The organism is Streptomyces sp. NPDC001852 (assembly GCF_042891825.1).
Taxonomy (GTDB): Bacteria; Actinomycetota; Actinomycetes; order Streptomycetales; family Streptomycetaceae; genus Streptomyces.
The window spans coordinates 1-15366 of the sequence record NZ_JBIATN010000012.1 but is presented as its reverse complement, the minus strand read 5'-3'; the positions used below and the strand labels follow the sequence as shown (position 1 = coordinate 15366).

Below are 15366 nucleotides of genomic sequence, written 5' to 3'. Positions count from 1 at the left end.
GGTGCTGGGGTGCGTCGGCTCAGTACGCGGAGTGCACGTTGTCGATCGAGCCGTAGCGGTGGGCCGCGTAGTTGGCGGCCGCGGTGATGTTGGCCACCGGGTCGGTGACGCTCTTAGCGGTACCGGCGACGTGGTAGGCGTTGAAGGTCGGGTCGATGACCTGGAGCAGGCCCTTGGAGGGGGTGCCCTGCTTGGCGTTCACGTCCCAGTTGTTCTGGGCGCTGGGGTTGCCGCCGGACTCGCGCATGATGTTGCGCTTGAGGCCCTCGTAGCTGCCGGGGATGCCCTTGGCCTTCATGATCTGCAGGGACTGCTTGATCCAGGCGTCGAGGTTGCCGGTGGACTTGCCGACGCTGCTGCCCTTCGAGGAGGCCGTGACCACCGAGTGGGCCGGCACCTTCGCTTCGGCGGCCTGTGCGTTCGCGGGCATCAGAGTGAGGGCGACGGCCGCGGCGCCGGTGGTGGTGATGCCAGTGAGGGCGAGGGTGCGCAGGCGGGCGATGCGGGTGCGGGTGCTCATGGTCATACGGAAGTAACTCTCCAGGGGAGGACGTGGTCGATGCCGGCCGCTGTCGGTCGCGGTGGCGTGGGGCGGAGCCCCGTGCTGCCGTCGGGAGCGGGCGGATCCGGCGGAGTCCCGCTCGGTCCGGCCGGTGGTTCCCGGCGACGACAGCAATGTTTATCGGCGGGGCGAGCGCGGCGCAATGATGTGACGTACTACCCATCTACGGAGGAATGTCCGATATGGGTCACTATAAAAACGTCTGTGCAGTTCAGGCGGGTGTGGGGTCTACGACCGCGGCTAGGATGTGATCTGGCTCCTATGGGTGGCATCACACCCACGACCCCGCTGCCAGGGGTTCAGCGCCGACTGGCGAGGGGTGAACGCGGCTCCGGCGAGGGAGGCATCGGACCGGGTCCCGGGCGAGCGGCGGCATCCGTGCGGGTCCGGTGTGGTGGGCCAGTGGTACGGGGCGAGGGGCGACGGCATGCCGAAGACGGTGCCGGGACGCATCGCGATGGCGCTGTGCACGCATGTCCGGCACCCCCGGGCTGCTGGACATGACGTCCTGTTCCACCACGGGCACCGGCAAACAGCGCCACACCGACTGCTACGGCGTCTTCCGCTCCGACGATCACCACGTGGTGGACCTCCTTCGCCTCCCTCGGCGACTCCCGCAGGGCTGGGACGTTCATGCCGGTCCAGCACTACGCCGGCGGCCACTGCTGCCTGGTCGGGGTGGCCCCGACGGGAGGGCGGTCGGCCGGGATCCGCGCCTGTGTGGTGGCACTCATCGCCGGCCTGTGCGGCGCGTCGGCGGGCGGGATCGGATGGCCGGCCATGCCGTGACGACCCGTTCCGGTGAGCGGGGACCCATGTGACACGACCGGCCCCCGGCGGGATCTACACTCAGTTGGTAGCCGCAAGCAACGGACCGTGAGTGACGGCCGTCCCGCGCGTCCGCCGCGGCGGCTCGACGACCTGGTCGACCTCACGTACACAGGCCTCGGAGCCGGGCTGGGCCCGGGCGGCGGGGCAAGGCAAGGAGATCCGCACGCATGACCACGTCCGCATCCCCGGCCCGTGGGGACACCGGAGCGATACCCGCGTCGGCACCGGCCGGCAGGCTGACGCACCGGCAGATCATGACCATCCTCAGCGGCCTGATGCTGGGGATGTTCCTCGCGGCGCTCGACCAGACCATCGTCAGCACCTCGATCCGCACGATCGCCGACGATCTGCACGGACTCAGCGCGCAGGCGTGGGTCACCACCGCGTACCTGATCACCTCCACCATCAGCACGCCGCTGTACGGCAAGCTGTCCGACCTCTACGGCCGCAAACCCTTCTTCCTTGCGGCCATCACCATCTTCATCGCGGGCTCGGCGGCCTGCTCGTTCGCCACCTCGATGACCGAGCTGTCCGCCTTCCGGGCCTTCCAGGGCATCGGCGCGGGCGGTCTGATGTCGCTGGCGCTGGCGATCATCGGTGACATCGTGCCGCCCCGCGAGCGGGCCCGTTACCAGGGCTACATGCTCGCCATGTTCGGCTCCTCCAGCGTGCTCGGCCCGCTGATCGGCGGTTTCCTCGCGGGCCGGAGCAGCATCCTGTCCATCGCCGGCTGGCGCTGGGTCTTCCTGGTCAACGTGCCGGTCGGCATCGTCGCCCTGTTCGTCGTCGCCAAGGTGCTGAACCTCCCGCACACCCGGCGCGAGCACCGCATCGACTGGTGGGGCGCGCTCACCATCGCGATCGGCGTGGTGCCGCTGCTGCTCGTGGCCGAGCAGGGCCAGAGCTGGGGCTGGACCTCCACGAAGGCCTGCGTCTGCTACGGCGTCGGCGCGGTCGGCCTGGTGGTGTGGGTCCTCGTCGAGCGGGTCATGGGCGAGGAGGCCCTGATCCCGATGAGGCTGTTCCGCAGCGCGGTGTTCAGCAAGATGAGCCTGCTGTCCGTGCTCGTCGGCATGGGCATGTTCGGCGGGATGATGATGGTCCCGCTGTACCTGCAGATCGTGAAGGGCGTCAGCCCCACCAGGTCCGGTCTGCTGATGCTGCCGCTGATGGTCGGGATGATCGCCGGGACGATCGTGGTCGGCCGCATCATCCAGAAGACCGGCAAGTACAAGGTCTTCCCGGTCATCGGCACCCTGCTGATCATCGCGGCGATGCTGCTGTTCCACTACCGGGTGCAGTGGAACACGGCGCTGCCGGAGACGATGGCCTACATGGCGCTGTTCGGCATCGGCCTCAGCGGATGCATGCAGATCCTGACCCTGGCCGTGCAGAACGCCGTCGAGCCCAAGGACATGGGCGTGGCGACCGCATCGGCCACCTTCTTCCGCCAGATGGGCGGCACCGCCGGCACCGCGGTCTTCCTGTCCGTGCTGTTCAGCACCGTCGGCGACAAGATCGGCTCGGCCTTCCGGGCCGCGTACGAGACGCCCGCGTTCCAGGCCGCGCTGCACGACCCCGCCGTACGCCACAACCCCGCGAACGCGCCGGTGCTCGAGATGTTCAAGCACCCCGGGGCGAGCGGTGGCAGCGGCTCGGGCGTGCTCGACGACTCCTCGTTCATCCAGCGCCTCGACCCGCGCCTGGCCCAGCCGTTCAAGGAGGGCTTCACCGACTCGATGCAGCTGGTGTTCCTCATCGCCGCGGCCGTGATGGTCCTGGGCTTCCTGGTCGCGGTGTGGACCAAGGAGGTGCCGCTGCGCAAGGTCTCCGGACTGGAGGCACAGGCCGCCGAGGAGAACGCCGGCCCCGCGCCGGAGCCGGCCGCGGCCATGGCCGCCGGGCCCGCCGCGCCCACGGCCGCCGAGCCGACCGCCACGGAGAGCACCCCTGCCCAGGCCGACCCCGCGGGGACGCAGCCCGTCGCCGCGCCGGCCGATCGGTTCGAACCCGTTCCCGGCGCCCCGTCGTACGGCGTCCAGGGCCGGGTGCTGGACGGCGCGGGCGCGCCGGTGGCGCAGGCCGTGATCACCTTGATCGACGTGAACGGGCGGCAGCTCGGCCGCGCCGTCAGCGGCGCGGACGGGGCCTACGCGATGTCCGTCACCGGCCCCGGCACCTATGTGCTGATCGGCGCCGCCGGTGCCCGGCAGCCGCAGGCCGTCACGGTGCTCGTCGGCGAGGAGCCGGTCTTCTGCGACCTCGCGCTGAGCGGTACCGTCGCCCTCACCGGGACGGTCCGGGACGCCGTGGAGGGGCGCCCCCTGCCGGGAGCCCTGCTGGTCGCCACCGACGTGCGCGGCGAGGTCGTGTCCTCCGCAACCTCGGCTGACGACGGCGGCTTCGAGCTCGCCGATCTCGTCCCCGGCAGCTACACGCTCGTCGTGAACGCGCCCGGACACCGTCCGGCCGCCCTCCCGGTCGACGTCACCCCGGGTTCCGCGGAGGCCTGCGAGATCCGCCTCGAACCCGGCGCCCGGCTCCACGGTGTCGTCAGCACCGCGACCGGCCGACCGCTCGACGATGCCAAGGTCACCCTGCTGGACTCGGCCGGGAACGTGGTCGGCACCACGATCACCGGCTCCGACGGCGCCTACGGGTTCACCGACCTCGACAGGGGCGAGTACACCGTCATCGCCAGCGGCTACGCCCCGGTCGCCGCGTCGGTGCGCCTGGACGCCAGTGGGGCCACCGACTTCGACCTCGAGCTGTCGCACGAGGACGAGCCCCGGTAGCCCTCCCTGATGCGCGAACGGGCCGCGTGAGGGTCTGCGGCGGTACGCCGTTGCGTGAACCGCTCGCCCTCGGTGGCCCGTTCGTGACGAACACCGAGGGCGGGACCGCGGCGGCCCGGCCGGTCTCTAGCGATGCACGCGGATCACCATGTACGTCTCGCCGTCCCTCGGCGGCCGGGTCCAGGAACGGGTGGCGAACGTGTGCAGCCGCCCGTTCACGATCGCGTGACGCGGCAGACAGGCACCGAACTCCCCGGTCACCGCTTCCAGCAACCTTCGTTCCGCCTCGGCACCGTCCTCCGGGCCGCCGAAGAACCGGCGTGGATCCAGCGCCCGCGGTATCTCCCCGGATTTCCGGATCTCTCCGTCCGCGTACGTGAATGCGTACTGCTCGACACCATCCTGTGCCACCGAGAGGTGGAAGAACGGCTCTCCCCGCCATGTCCGCAGGCCGCTCCACACGACCACCGCGCGCGTGCCGGCGCTGGCGGCCGCGGCCGGGGAGACGAACCGTTGCCGGTCGAACGGGGCGGGGTCGCCGTCGAAGGCGAAGCTCCAACCGGTGCCGGCCCGGCCGACCGCCATGAGAGCCCTGTCGTCGTAGGACGAGAACTCCCGCTGGTCGCGCCGCGACGTCCGGCGCGCCTCCCAGAGGGTCATGGGGTCGTTCAGCACGGCGCCGTCCCCGTCCGCGAGACGTCCGGGCACGTCCTCCGGCTCGACCCCCTCCACCAGGACGAACCGATAGGAGGTGCGGTTGCCGCCCTCGTCCGGCTCCGCGAGCCACGCGAGGTCGTCCGGGTCGAGCCCGGCCGTCGGACCCGGCGGCCCACTCGCCTGCCCGCCCCTGGCAGCGGACACCTGCCCGCCCCTTGGAGTGGACAGCAGCTCCCGGCCGCGCTCCGGGGTCAGCAGCGGCCCGAGTACCGGGTCGGCCACCCACCCCAGCGGCGCCAGGTGGTCCGGCCCCAGCGGCTCCCACCGGGGCAGGGCGTTCATCAGCGTCCGCCATGCCCGGTCGGTGTCTCCCCAACGCGCCAGCTCCCGCGCCCGCTCCACCGCGTGCCCGAACGGTCCGGCCGCCGTGTACCGGTACGTGCCGTTCCGCACCTGGTCCAGTGTCGCGTAGGCCAGTGCCACCAGGTCGTCGTCGGCGCCCCGCAGATGGAACGTCAGCGTGGAGTCGTCCCGGTACGAGTGCGCCGCGTGCTCGGCGACCAGCGGCGGCAGCAGCTCGGGCGCGTACTGCGGGTCCGTCACCAGTCCGTCGAAGTACACCGTGTAGGTCTGTCCCAGCAGGCGGCGTATCTGGTCGCCCAGCCCGGCGGCCCGCGGTCTGCCGTACTCCTTGGCCTCGTCCAGCGCCTTCCCGGCCCGTTCCCAGCCGCCGCGCAGCGCCTCCAGCCGGGCCTCCTCCACCAGGGCGTCCAGCTGCCGCGTGGTGTCGTTGACGAACTCCGGCTCCCCGTCGCTCCGATGCGCCCGCAGGCTGTGGAACTGCCGGTGCATGTCCCGCATGAACTCCCGGAAGTTCGCGTGCCGCTCGGGTGGCTCGGCCCGCCAGCCCGCCCACGTGTAGACGGCCCACTCACCGTCCTCGTCCACGTCCTCGGGATCCAGCAGGACGTAGGTGGCGTCGGACTCTACGTCGAGCTGCAGCCCGCGCCGCCAGAGGTCCGCCTCGCGCCGCTCCTCGGGCCCGGAGTCCTCGTCCAGGTACTCCTCGAACATGTCCGCGAGTTCCGACTCGTTGGCGTGCCAGTGCGCGTCCCCGGTCCCCGCCAGCAGCCACACGAACCCGCCCGCGTGCCGCCACCCGTCGCTGACCTCGAGGAACTCCCGGTACGACGGGGGCATCCGACGGCCGAGGCGCTCCTCCATCGCCGCGATCCGCTCCTCGGACGCGGGCGGGAACCCCAGCCACCGCGCCCGCCGCGCGGCCTCGTCGTCCTCGCCCCGCGTCTCGCCGTCCGGCAGGGAATCCGCCCACTCCCCGCTCCACCTGAGCAGGAAGGACCGCCAGTCGAATGCCGTGGTGTCCGTCATGCGTCCGATGCTGCCACCCGCCACTGACAGTGCCCCGCGGCCTGCCGCGGCCCATGGGATCGGGCCGATTCCGGACACCCTGCAATGCCGATGTGACGGGCCGGAAGAGGCTGCCGCACTGGTCCCGGGTCCCTGACTGGGTACCAGGTCATGTCCTTGTGATCCAGGCACGTCCGCGCTGTTGGTGAGACGCTCGTGAGGGCAGGTGAGACTCGTGTGGCCTCACGGCTCATTGCCGAACCGTTGGCCCCTACGGGACGTGGTTCGCGCGTCCGGCCCGCCACCAGCCGGGTGCCACATCCTTCAGCGTTCCAACCCGCGAACGTCGAGTCACCTGCCGTTGATCTCGAGAGCGTTCTACCAGCCGAGCGCGTCCTCGTCGGCTCGCGCGTCCCGGGCCGGCGTGACCGGGCGCGCTTCGTGGCAGGTGAAGCCGAGTCGGGTCAGTGCCCGGCGGATCTCACCCGTGGTGAAGTCCCGGCGGTTCTGCCTGGTGATCACTTCCCCGACCTGCATCACGGGGTACACACGGCGGCCGATGGTCACGGACACGCCGGTGACGGGCTCGGGCGTGATGCCGCTCATGGACTGTTCGACCTCACTCTTGATCAGGTCGAAGGGGAATCGGGCGATGACACAGCGCATGGCTGCCTCCATAGGGGTCGGGAAGAACACCGGAGAAGCCGACAGCTCGACGGCGGCCGGACGAGGGTCAGGGCGTGAGAGCGAGTACGCCCAGGGCGTAGCCGTATTCATCGACCACGGGGGACACGTCCAGCGTCCGGACCCGCATGGCGGCCTCCGCCTCGCTGAGTGTGGAGGTGGACGAGGTGAACGGTCCGCGGTCGAGCGGGATGTCCCGCAGCCGCGTCCGGTCGATGTACCACGAGCCGCCGCGGTGTGCGGTGAGCTGGGCCCGGGTGACCAGGCCCGTGCACCGGCCGTCCTCGTCCCGGAGGAGCAGATGCGGGACACGCGCACCCATGAGCACGGACAGGGCCACGTCGACCGCCATGTGGTCGTCGACCTGCGGTCCGGGAGCATGCATGGCGTCATGGGCGGTCGGACCGGTGCCGTCGGCGCTGTCGAGCTGCCGTGTACGGGGCGGATGCGTCGTCAAGGGCTTCTCCTCTTCGTCGGGGCGGGCAGGACGGGCGACGGCTCGTCCCGACCGCAGGGAGCGCTTCCCCGGGCTCGAGCTATGGATTGTTCCTCGGTGCAGGCCGACGGCCCCGGGCGGCGGCCCGGCCGCTTCCGCCACGGCCGGCCCCCTGGCCGCTCCTCCCACGCTCGGCGGCCCGGCTCCTGCGATGCCGGCCGGCGGATCCCCTGCCCCCGGGTCGTCCTTCGACCGGTGCGGCGAGGACGACGGGCACGCCGGAGGGGGTGCGAGCGCCGGTGATGCGCTGCAGTTCGGCCTCGCCAGGGCGGATCCGCGCGGTGCGCGGGGCGATGCCGGCGTCGCCCATCAGACGGTCCACCGCTCGCCGCTGGTGCGGAAGCACGAGGGTGACGACGGTGCCGGACTCGCCGGCGCGTGCGGTACGACCGCCGCGGTGGAGGTAGTCCTTGTGGTCGCCGGGAGGGTCTACGTTCACGACGAGGTCGAGGCCCGTGACGTGGATTCCGCGGGCGGCGACGTTGGTGGCCACCAGCACCGTGACGTGGCCGTCCTTGAACTGGGCGAGGGTCCGGTTGCGCTGCGACTGGGACTTGCCGCCGTGCAGGGCCGAGGCTCGTACCCCGACGGACAGCAGGTGCCTGGTGAGCCGGTCCACCGCGTGCTTGGTGTCCAGGAACATCAGCACGCGTCCGTCGCGGGCGGCGATCTCGGTCGCGGTGGTGTCCTTGTCGGCGTCGCGCACGTGCAGCAGGTGGTGCTCCATGGTGGTGACGGCTCCCGCGGACGGGTCGACCGAGTGCACCACGGGGTCGTGGAGGTAGCGGCGTACCAGGAGGTCGATGTTGCGGTCCAGCGTGGCCGAGAACAGCAACCGCTGGCCGCTCGCGGGGACTTGGTCGAGCAGTGCGGTCACCTGCGGCATGAAACCCATGTCGGCCATCTGGTCGGCCTCGTCCAGCACGGTGACGGCGACCCGGTCCAGCCGACAGGCCCGCCGCTCGATGAGGTCCCGGAGGCGGCCGGGCGTCGCCACGACGACCTCGGCGCCGTCGCGCAGCGCACTCGCCTGGCGGCCCATCGACATGCCGCCCACCACGGTGGCGAGCCGCAGCCGTAGGGCGCGGGCGTAGGGGGTGAGCGCGTCGGTGACCTGCTGGGCCAGTTCCCGGGTGGGGACGAGGACGAGGGCGAGCGGCTGCCGGGGCTGGGCCCGCTGTCCGTGCAGACGAGCCAGGACCGGCAGGCCGAAGGCGAGCGTCTTGCCCGAGCCCGTCCGACCTCGGCCCAGGACGTGCCGGCCGGCCAGTGCGTTCGGCAGTGTGGCCGCCTGGATCGGGAAGGGCACGGTCACGCCCTCGGCGCCGAGCGCGGCCAACAGCCTTGCGGGCATGTCCAGTTCGGTGAACGTCTCGACCGCCGGCAGGGGCTCGGTGAGGGTGACCGGCAGGGCGAACTCCTGTCGGCGCGGGGCGGAGCGTGCGCCCTGGCCGGTCTTTCGTCCGGTGCCTGGACGGGGACCCTGGCGGCCCGTCCCCTGGGTACGGAAGCGGCTGCCGGAAGCGGTGCCGGTGTGACGGGGAGTGCGGTTCATGGAAGAACCTTCCTCGATGCGGCGTATCGAGGAATTCCGTCCGGCGGCGATGACCGCACGAGGATTCGCAAGAATGAGCCGAAGAAAAAAAGAGCCGGGCCGCGTGGCGCTGGAGCGGGTACGGCCGGCGGTCCGGAAAACCCGGAAACGGGAAAATAGATGAGCTGGGGCCCGTACCCCAGGAGCACGGGCCTCAGCCACATGATGCGCGAACCATTGGCTCGCGACGATGCGCGTCAGCGTCAGGCGGGAACGATGTTCTCGGCCTGCGGGCCCTTCTGGCCCTGCGTGACGTCGAAGCTCACCTTCTGGCCTTCCTGAAGCTCGCGGAAGCCACCGTTGCTGATGATGTTCGAGTAGTGGGCGAACACGTCAGCGCCGCCGCCCTCCTGCTCGATGAAGCCGAAGCCCTTTTCCGCGTTGAACCACTTCACGGTGCCAGATGCCATATTGAATCTCCCTTGGGGGGCAGTGCCGGACTCCGCACTTTGCGAAGCCGAGTCGCCGCGATGATCACCCCTCCGGAAAGATCCGGAAAGCTCTGCAAAGAAATAAATCTCTGGCAATCAAAACTGCAACTGCTCCCACGTTAACACAGGCCGGTTGGAGGCGGTCATGCGTTTTCGGGAGCGTCCGGTAATTATCCTCCCGCGCCGGGGTGTATTTCTGTAGTGGCGGGACTAGGTATCTGCGCCGTGCTCGTCCAGTTTCCGGCGTATTTCCCGGTTCAGACGCAGGGCGTCGTCGAGTTGGTCCTCCAGGGAGACGATGCGGCAGGCGGCCTCCACGGGGGTGCCCTGGTCGACAAGCTCACGGGCGCGGGCGGCGATGCGCAACTGGCGGCGCGAATAACGGCGGTGGCCGCCTTCCGAACGCAGAGGAACGATCAGCCCGACTTCACCGACGGCCCGGAGGAAGGAGGGGGTGGTGCCGAGAACGTCCGCCGCCCGCCCCATGGTGTAGGCGGGATAGTCGTCATCGTCGAGGTTGCCGGCGACGGAGGCGTTCTCAGCGGGCATGGCACCTTCGTTTCGGGGACGCGGCGAGGGACCCGGTCGTGCCTGGCGCTGGTCTCCGAAGGGTCCGGCATCATCCGCGTCGTGCGACAACCCTAACTCCGGCAGGCACGGAGATGTGGGCTCGCCGCGACAGATTCCCCTCCCTGCCCGCTCGCCGCGCTCAGCTCGCGGAGCTGCGCGGTCCCGCTGTCAGACCGGCGGCGGACACCAGTGATGCGACGGCCCGCTCGGTCGCCCCCGGTGGCACGACCCGGGCCGGTGCTCCGGCGAGCGAGGGAAGTTCGAGCTCCGGCGCATCGCAGCGCGGCCACCGGGCCCCGTCCGGCGGGCCGTGGCTGACATCCGGGGTGAGGGCCAGGTGAGGCGTGGGCATGCGATACGTGTGCGCGTCGGCCGGTGTTCCGCCGGGTTCCATCATGCGGTCCCGTCCCGGGAGCCGTCGGACGACTGCCCGTTTCGTCACGCGCCGGGAACGGCACCGCCGGTCGCGCTGCGCGAAAAGCTCTCGGTGCGGTCGGGTTACCTCTGGACGAGGGGAAGAGGGCGGGTCAGTCGTCCGGCTGTACCTCCTCCGGCTTGCTCCGATCCTCCTGTTCCTCTGCTTCCTCCTCCAGTTCCTCCATCAGACAGAGGCCCGCGTGCGTCAGCGAGACGGTGGCGGGTGTGTGGTGTGATGTCCAGTCCACGCTGATAAGGCCCTCGTCGGTCAGATAGGCGCACGCGGCGGAGAGGTCCTCGTCGGGCAGGGCCAGCTCGGCGCGCAGCGCCGATCCATTGACCTCGGGGCGATTGCGCTCGACGGCCCCGTACAGGGATCGCAGGACCGCCTTCCGGTTGTTCTTGCGTTCGCGGAGTTTCGTCATGGCTGTCGTTCTCCGGTTCGACGGCTGCGCGGGGACGCAGGCGACGGCGGATCCTCGGGCCGCTCGGATCCGGGTCACACCTCGTCGGAGTGTGTCTGCGTCTGCTCTGTCGAGGTGCTGGTCGTGAGCCAGGACTGTGCGGGTTCCGCCGCTTGAGCGGTGTCGAGGGTGATGTGGAGCCGGGTCCCTCCTGCGCGGCCCGCGGGATAGCTGCGCTGCTCGGTCGAGGCGAAGCAGCGCCGGAGCACTTCGGCGACGCGCCGGGCGACCTCTGGCGTCGCAGCCACGATGCGGACCTCGGCGCGGCCTTCGGAGGGAAAGGGCTCGTGCTTCATACGGACCTCCTGGCAGGCGAGGGTGCAACCACGACTGAGGTCGCTGCCCGACGCCCGTCGACGGTGCGGCCGCGGCGCGTCACCACGGCCACCCCCCTTTTGAAGGGTATGCCGGGCAAGGGAGCGTGCGTGCCACGACCGAACCCTCGCGGAAGACCGGTGCTCCCCCGGAACGGGCTGTCGCAGTCGCCGCCCGCCACCGCGCCACCGTGGCGGGCCCGGCCGGGAGTACGGTGGAGACACCGAGGGAATGCCGCGCACCGGCTCCGACACCGGTGCCGCTCTCGGTGATCGGCGACGCCGGGTCGGCCCTGGTCCGCGCCCGGGGCAGGGTTCACCCATGAGCGCGCACATGCTCCTCCCGACGACCTCGAACCTCCCCGCGTCCCGGCCGGCACCGGGCACGTCGCGCACGCGCGGGCCGGGTCGGCCGATGCGCGAACGGGGATCATCGCCCCGCGTGGGAGAACGCCTCCGCCCGCTGACGCGCGGCCAGGTCGAGGACCGCCTGCAGGAGCTGGGTGACCTGTACGCAGAGGTTTCCGGCGGCGGCCCCTGGGCGTGGAACGAGGCGCGTGCCGCCTTCCTGCGACACCTCACGGCCGAGGCACGGCGACCGGGGTTCTCGCTGCTGATCGCGGAGACCACGGTCCTGACCGGATACGCCTACGGCTTTCCCGTGGGCGGCGCCGGTACCTGCTGGGCGGGCTTCGACGGACACGTTCGGGAGAGGCTGCTCCGCCGCGTCGCCCCCGGGCGGCTCTTCGTCGTCTCCGGGATCGTCGTCCCGTCCCGCGTGCGCCGGGAGAACCAGGACCGCGCCTGGAACCTCGCCCGGCGCCTGCAGCGGCGACTGCTCGCCGACCACGGCGCCGCGCTCGGAGTCACGTTGGTGGAAGCCCGGGACGCCGGGATCGTCGAGACGTTGAGGTCCTGGGGGTGGCGCAGTGCCGCAGACGGCACCCTCACGGCCGTACCGCCCGGCTCGTGCCGTGTGCTGGTGCTGGCTGCGGGGACGTGAGCAGCGCCGTCATCGATCACCGCCCGCCCCGGCCGGCGCACGGGCAGGCGCAGGGCGAGGAGGGCGATGCCGTCGGTGCCGCCGGGTGGCATCCGTACGGACAGTCGGTCGCACAGGGTGCCAAGCGTTTCGTGCGCGAGGGCGAGAGCGAGGGCATGGCGGCGCGGTCGGCCGAGCCCGCTGTCCAGGTCGCTGCCCGGAGCCTCGATCAGGCCGTCGGTGTACAGCACGCCTGGCCGAGCAGCCGACCCACCGCGGGATGGCGCCCCCCGGTGCGACATACTCTCCCGATGGGTTCACGCACTTCCGCGATCAGTCAGCCGATCACGATACGGAGAGCTGTCGCGCGGGATGCCAAGCGGCTCACGCGGCTCGTGCGTGGCTCAGGCGCCTACGAGGGTAAGTACGCGGCCGCAGTCGCGGGCTACCGGGTCGGTCCCGATTACATCGAGGCCCACCGCACCTTCGTAGCCGTCGGCGCCGACGACCATGGAGGCCGGGTCCTCGGGTTCTACTCGCTCGTCCTCGCTCCACCGGAGCTCGATCTGCTGTTCGTCGCCGACGAAGCGCAAGGGCGGGGTATCGGGTCGCTGCTCGTCGCGCACATGCAGTCCGAGGCCCGTGCCGCCGGGCTCGACCGTGTCAGGGTCGTGTCCCATCTTCCCGCCGAGGACTTCTACCACCGCGTCGGCGCGGTGCGGATCGGCACCGCGCTCGCGAACCCGCCCGCCGTCCTGTGGGACCGTCCCGAATTCGAGTTTCGCATTCCTTAGGGACGCGGCGTACCGGTTCGCAGGGCACTCGACCGGGCGCAAGGTCTTCGGCCTCGCCACCGCAGGCGTCCGTCTCGCTGACCTCTTGCGCGTCAGTCCGGCAGCCAGTGCAGCTCGTGCGCCAGGGCTTTGGCGACGGCACGGATGCGGCGGTGTAGCGGCGACTGCTCGCGCGGGAGGACCAGGTGGATCGTCAGGCTGGGCGCGCCCCGCAGCGGTCGCCAGGTGAGACCGGCCGGTTGTGCCGTGACCGCGGCTTCTCCGGCCGGGGCGAGGGTGACCCCGTCGCGCAGGTCGCGCTGAGACATGTCGAAAGAGACTGCGGGCGTGTGGAATCGGGGGTGTGGTCGGGTGTCTCGGAACAGTGCGGACAGCTGATCGTGGATCACGGGGTTGGCCGTACGGTCCGGGAGTCGCAGCGGATACGCGGCCGCGTCGGCTATCTCGATCTCCGGGTGTTCGGCCAGCGGATGGTGCTGCGCCAGCTGGACCCCGACGCGCTGACGCCGCAGCAGGAACCGGCGCACGCCACGGCCCGGCTGTTCACCGCGGGTGATCCCGGCATCGATGCGGCCGTCGGCGACCGCGGGGGAGATCTCCGGTGTCACCATCGGGACCGCGCCGACCTCGAGTCCGCTGTTGCCGCGAACCAGCCTGTCCACCAGGGCCGGTGCCGTCTCGGCCCCGGTGCTGAGGCTGTATCCGATGCGCAGCGTGCCCGATTCACCGGCCGCCGCGCTCCGGGCGGTCTCCCATGCCCGGTCCAGCGCCGCCAGCGCGGGCGGCGCGGACTCGGCCAAAGCCGCACCGGCCGTGGTCAATACGACGCTACGCGTGTTGCGGACCAGCAGGGCCGTACCGAGTTCCGACTCCAATCGGCGCATCCGGGCGCTGAGTGCGGGCTGTGCGATACCGATCCGGGCGGCTGCGCGGGTGAAGTTCAACTCCTGCGCCAGCACCAGGAAGTACCGCAGGCTCACCGTATCCGGCGCCACGTGCCCTCCCTGCCGATTGATAACGATCCGTTCTGAGTCTATCCCGTACCGGTCTTTCCCTCGGCCGCGCATCAAGCCCTAGCCTGCGCATATGTCGATTCAACCGACGGAAGTGCCCGTCGCCGGGATCGATCGATCTGTGTGTCAATCCGAAGTCGGACGTGTCCGGCCGAGCACAGGAGGCTTCCATGGCCAAGGGCTACTGGGCCAGTGTCTACCCCGCCATTTCCGACCCCGAGAGGCTGACTGCCTACAACAAGCTGGCGGGTCCGGCTGTCCGGGCTGCGGGCGGGCGGACCCTGTCCCTTGACGGTCGAGTCGTCGCCCACGAGGCCGGAACCACGCAACGCGTCGTTCTGATCGAGTTCGACAGCTTTGAACAGGCCGTCGCGGCATACGAGAGCGAGGCGTACCAGAAGGCGCTGGTGGCCCTCCCCGACGGCTTCGAGCGCGACTTCCGCATCATCGAAGGCATCGACTGACCGGGGGCCCAGCCATCGCTGAACATCCGTCACCTGATACGCACACGGTGCTGAACGACGACTCACGCGTCCCAGTTCGTCACGCGTCGGCGGACGAGGACGACGGGCCGATCCTGGAGTCGTGTGACGGCTGTGGCCGGATGACGGAGCTGGGCAGCGTGTACGAGGGCGATGACCCACTGCTCGGCGCGTTCCCGGACTCGTCGGCGTGTATGAGCTCGGCCCCGGCGAACGACGGCAAGCGGATGGTGATGGTCTGCTCGTCCACCTGCATGGACGAGGTCGCCGAGCGTTTCCGGCAGCGGCCGTTCGTCGAGGAAGAACTGTGGGCGGGCAAGACTTCCGCGCGGTCGAGGCGGCTGGACGGGCGCTGGACCCGCGGGAGCCGGAACGGCGGACCGGGTTGGCGCCGTGGCAGATCCTCGCCGCGGCGACGGCGCCGACGGCTCGGACGGGGGCGGGGACGGCGAGGGCTGATCACGCCGCCTGGGCGGTCGGCGCCGCAGGCGCCGGCCGTGTGGACCGGACGGTCCTGCGGCGGGTGAGGCGGCGGGTCATCAGGCTCATGTCCGAGGGGTGGCAGCGACGGCGCATCCGGCGGCTCCGCCCCGGCAAAGAGGGGAAGGGGGGAAGGTCCGTGCTCGGAGGCGTCGAGCATGTCGAGGTTCGTCTCGATCGTGTTCAGATCAACGGCGGCCAGCCGCATCGCCGGCCCCGCACTTCCTGAGGCCAACGCCTGCCGTCAGCCCACCGCCATCGGGGTACCGCAGGGCCTGTTGCGAAAGTGCTGGTCATGGCCAATCGGCAGGTGGCCGTGATGACGGCTAGTCTCGCCTTCTCGGATCGATGAGCCCGAAACGCCGTTGCCGCTCGACTCAGGTGTCGAGGAGTTCCGGCACGAAGATGTCCTCGCACGTCAGCCTTCGCTTC

The 15366-nt window shown here is 70.8% G+C and carries 16 protein-coding genes; 5 read left to right on the top strand and 11 right to left on the bottom strand.

The features are described 5' to 3' along the window. Nucleotides 1-19 precede the first annotated feature (19 nt). Nucleotides 20-526, bottom strand: a complete 507-nt coding sequence (locus ACFYZB_RS21520; RefSeq protein WP_388760892.1) for a transglycosylase SLT domain-containing protein — start codon at nt 524-526, stop codon at nt 20-22. 669 nt (nt 527-1195) lie between these two features. Here ACFYZB_RS21520 and ACFYZB_RS21515 point away from each other — a divergent pair. After that, nucleotides 1196-1351 carry a hypothetical protein gene (locus ACFYZB_RS21515; RefSeq protein WP_388760890.1) on the top strand — a complete coding sequence of 52 codons (156 nt, stop codon included), beginning with the start codon at nt 1196-1198 and terminating at the stop codon, nt 1349-1351. A 209-nt stretch (nt 1352-1560) separates the two neighbouring features. Further along, nucleotides 1561-4188, top strand: coding sequence for an MFS transporter (locus ACFYZB_RS21510; protein ID WP_388760887.1), 2628 nt, complete (start codon nt 1561-1563; stop codon nt 4186-4188). 126 nt (nt 4189-4314) lie between these two features. Here the strand turns inward: ACFYZB_RS21510 and ACFYZB_RS21505 are convergent, their stop codons facing one another. From ACFYZB_RS21505 to ACFYZB_RS21465, 9 genes are all read right to left on the bottom strand, one after another. Continuing rightward, the gene (locus ACFYZB_RS21505) at nt 4315-6234 is read right to left on the bottom strand and encodes an SMI1/KNR4 family protein (protein ID WP_388760884.1); all 1920 of its coding nucleotides are present in this window, start codon (nt 6232-6234) and stop codon (nt 4315-4317) included. A gap of 357 nt (nt 6235-6591) precedes the next feature. Further along, nucleotides 6592-6879, bottom strand: coding sequence for an SCO5918 family protein (locus tag ACFYZB_RS21500; RefSeq protein WP_388760881.1), 288 nt, complete (start codon nt 6877-6879; stop codon nt 6592-6594). A 67-nt stretch (nt 6880-6946) separates the two neighbouring features. Further along, nucleotides 6947-7354 (bottom strand): hypothetical protein, encoded by a 408-nt coding sequence (locus ACFYZB_RS21495; protein WP_388760879.1) that lies wholly within the window; start codon nt 7352-7354, stop codon nt 6947-6949. A 79-nt stretch (nt 7355-7433) separates the two neighbouring features. Next, nucleotides 7434-8948: a DEAD/DEAH box helicase gene (locus tag ACFYZB_RS21490; protein ID WP_388760876.1), complete on the bottom strand. Its 1515-nt coding sequence runs from the start codon at nt 8946-8948 to the stop codon at nt 7434-7436. Between the two features lie 242 nt (nt 8949-9190). Then, nucleotides 9191-9397: a cold-shock protein gene (locus tag ACFYZB_RS21485; RefSeq protein WP_020943091.1), complete on the bottom strand. Its 207-nt coding sequence runs from the start codon at nt 9395-9397 to the stop codon at nt 9191-9193. A 231-nt stretch (nt 9398-9628) separates the two neighbouring features. Beyond that, nucleotides 9629-9967 carry a MerR family transcriptional regulator gene (locus ACFYZB_RS21480; RefSeq protein WP_388760874.1) on the bottom strand — a complete coding sequence of 113 codons (339 nt, stop codon included), beginning with the start codon at nt 9965-9967 and terminating at the stop codon, nt 9629-9631. Nucleotides 9968-10127: 160 nt separating this feature from the next. After that, nucleotides 10128-10340: a hypothetical protein gene (locus ACFYZB_RS21475; RefSeq protein WP_388760871.1), complete on the bottom strand. Its 213-nt coding sequence runs from the start codon at nt 10338-10340 to the stop codon at nt 10128-10130. A gap of 175 nt (nt 10341-10515) precedes the next feature. Further along, a complete protein-coding gene (locus ACFYZB_RS21470; RefSeq protein ID WP_388760868.1) occupies nt 10516-10830 on the bottom strand; it encodes a hypothetical protein in 315 nt (104 codons plus the stop codon). Between the two features lie 74 nt (nt 10831-10904). After that, nucleotides 10905-11165 carry a hypothetical protein gene (locus ACFYZB_RS21465; protein ID WP_388760865.1) on the bottom strand — a complete coding sequence of 87 codons (261 nt, stop codon included), beginning with the start codon at nt 11163-11165 and terminating at the stop codon, nt 10905-10907. A gap of 460 nt (nt 11166-11625) precedes the next feature. On the opposite strand from ACFYZB_RS21465, the gene ACFYZB_RS21460 reads away from it, so the two are divergent. Both ACFYZB_RS21460 and ACFYZB_RS21455 read left to right on the top strand, forming a co-directional pair. Next, nucleotides 11626-12186: a hypothetical protein gene (locus tag ACFYZB_RS21460; protein ID WP_388760863.1), complete on the top strand. Its 561-nt coding sequence runs from the start codon at nt 11626-11628 to the stop codon at nt 12184-12186. Between the two features lie 290 nt (nt 12187-12476). Next, nucleotides 12477-12959, top strand: a complete 483-nt coding sequence (locus ACFYZB_RS21455) for a GNAT family N-acetyltransferase (protein ID WP_388761441.1) — start codon at nt 12477-12479, stop codon at nt 12957-12959. Between the two features lie 92 nt (nt 12960-13051). Here ACFYZB_RS21455 and ACFYZB_RS21450 read toward each other — a convergent pair whose 3' ends face one another. After that, nucleotides 13052-13954, bottom strand: a complete 903-nt coding sequence (locus ACFYZB_RS21450) for a LysR substrate-binding domain-containing protein (RefSeq protein ID WP_388760861.1) — start codon at nt 13952-13954, stop codon at nt 13052-13054. Between the two features lie 188 nt (nt 13955-14142). Between ACFYZB_RS21450 and ACFYZB_RS21445 the strand changes: the two genes are divergently transcribed. Further along, a complete protein-coding gene (locus ACFYZB_RS21445) occupies nt 14143-14436 on the top strand; it encodes a DUF1330 domain-containing protein (protein WP_351204387.1) in 294 nt (97 codons plus the stop codon). Nucleotides 14437-15366 lie beyond the last annotated feature (930 nt).

Bases quoted from the DNA above. Each gene is read 5' to 3' on its own strand.
- ACFYZB_RS21520 (WP_388760892.1), bottom strand. From the start codon at position 526: ATGACCATGAGCACCCGCACCCGCATCGCCCGCCTGCGCACCCTCGCC.
- ACFYZB_RS21515 (WP_388760890.1), top strand. From the start codon at position 1,196: ATGCCGGTCCAGCACTACGCCGGCGGCCACTGCTGCCTGGTCGGGGTG.
- ACFYZB_RS21510 (WP_388760887.1), top strand. From the start codon at position 1,561: ATGACCACGTCCGCATCCCCGGCCCGTGGGGACACCGGAGCGATACCC.
- ACFYZB_RS21505 (WP_388760884.1), bottom strand. From the start codon at position 6,234: ATGACGGACACCACGGCATTCGACTGGCGGTCCTTCCTGCTCAGGTGG.
- ACFYZB_RS21500 (WP_388760881.1), bottom strand. From the start codon at position 6,879: ATGCGCTGTGTCATCGCCCGATTCCCCTTCGACCTGATCAAGAGTGAG.
- ACFYZB_RS21490 (WP_388760876.1), bottom strand. From the start codon at position 8,948: ATGAACCGCACTCCCCGTCACACCGGCACCGCTTCCGGCAGCCGCTTC.
- ACFYZB_RS21485 (WP_020943091.1), bottom strand. From the start codon at position 9,397: ATGGCATCTGGCACCGTGAAGTGGTTCAACGCGGAAAAGGGCTTCGGC.
- ACFYZB_RS21480 (WP_388760874.1), bottom strand. From the start codon at position 9,967: ATGCCCGCTGAGAACGCCTCCGTCGCCGGCAACCTCGACGATGACGAC.
- ACFYZB_RS21475 (WP_388760871.1), bottom strand. From the start codon at position 10,340: ATGCCCACGCCTCACCTGGCCCTCACCCCGGATGTCAGCCACGGCCCG.
- ACFYZB_RS21470 (WP_388760868.1), bottom strand. From the start codon at position 10,830: ATGACGAAACTCCGCGAACGCAAGAACAACCGGAAGGCGGTCCTGCGA.
- ACFYZB_RS21465 (WP_388760865.1), bottom strand. From the start codon at position 11,165: ATGAAGCACGAGCCCTTTCCCTCCGAAGGCCGCGCCGAGGTCCGCATC.
- ACFYZB_RS21455 (WP_388761441.1), top strand. From the start codon at position 12,477: ATGGGTTCACGCACTTCCGCGATCAGTCAGCCGATCACGATACGGAGA.
- ACFYZB_RS21445 (WP_351204387.1), top strand. From the start codon at position 14,143: ATGGCCAAGGGCTACTGGGCCAGTGTCTACCCCGCCATTTCCGACCCC.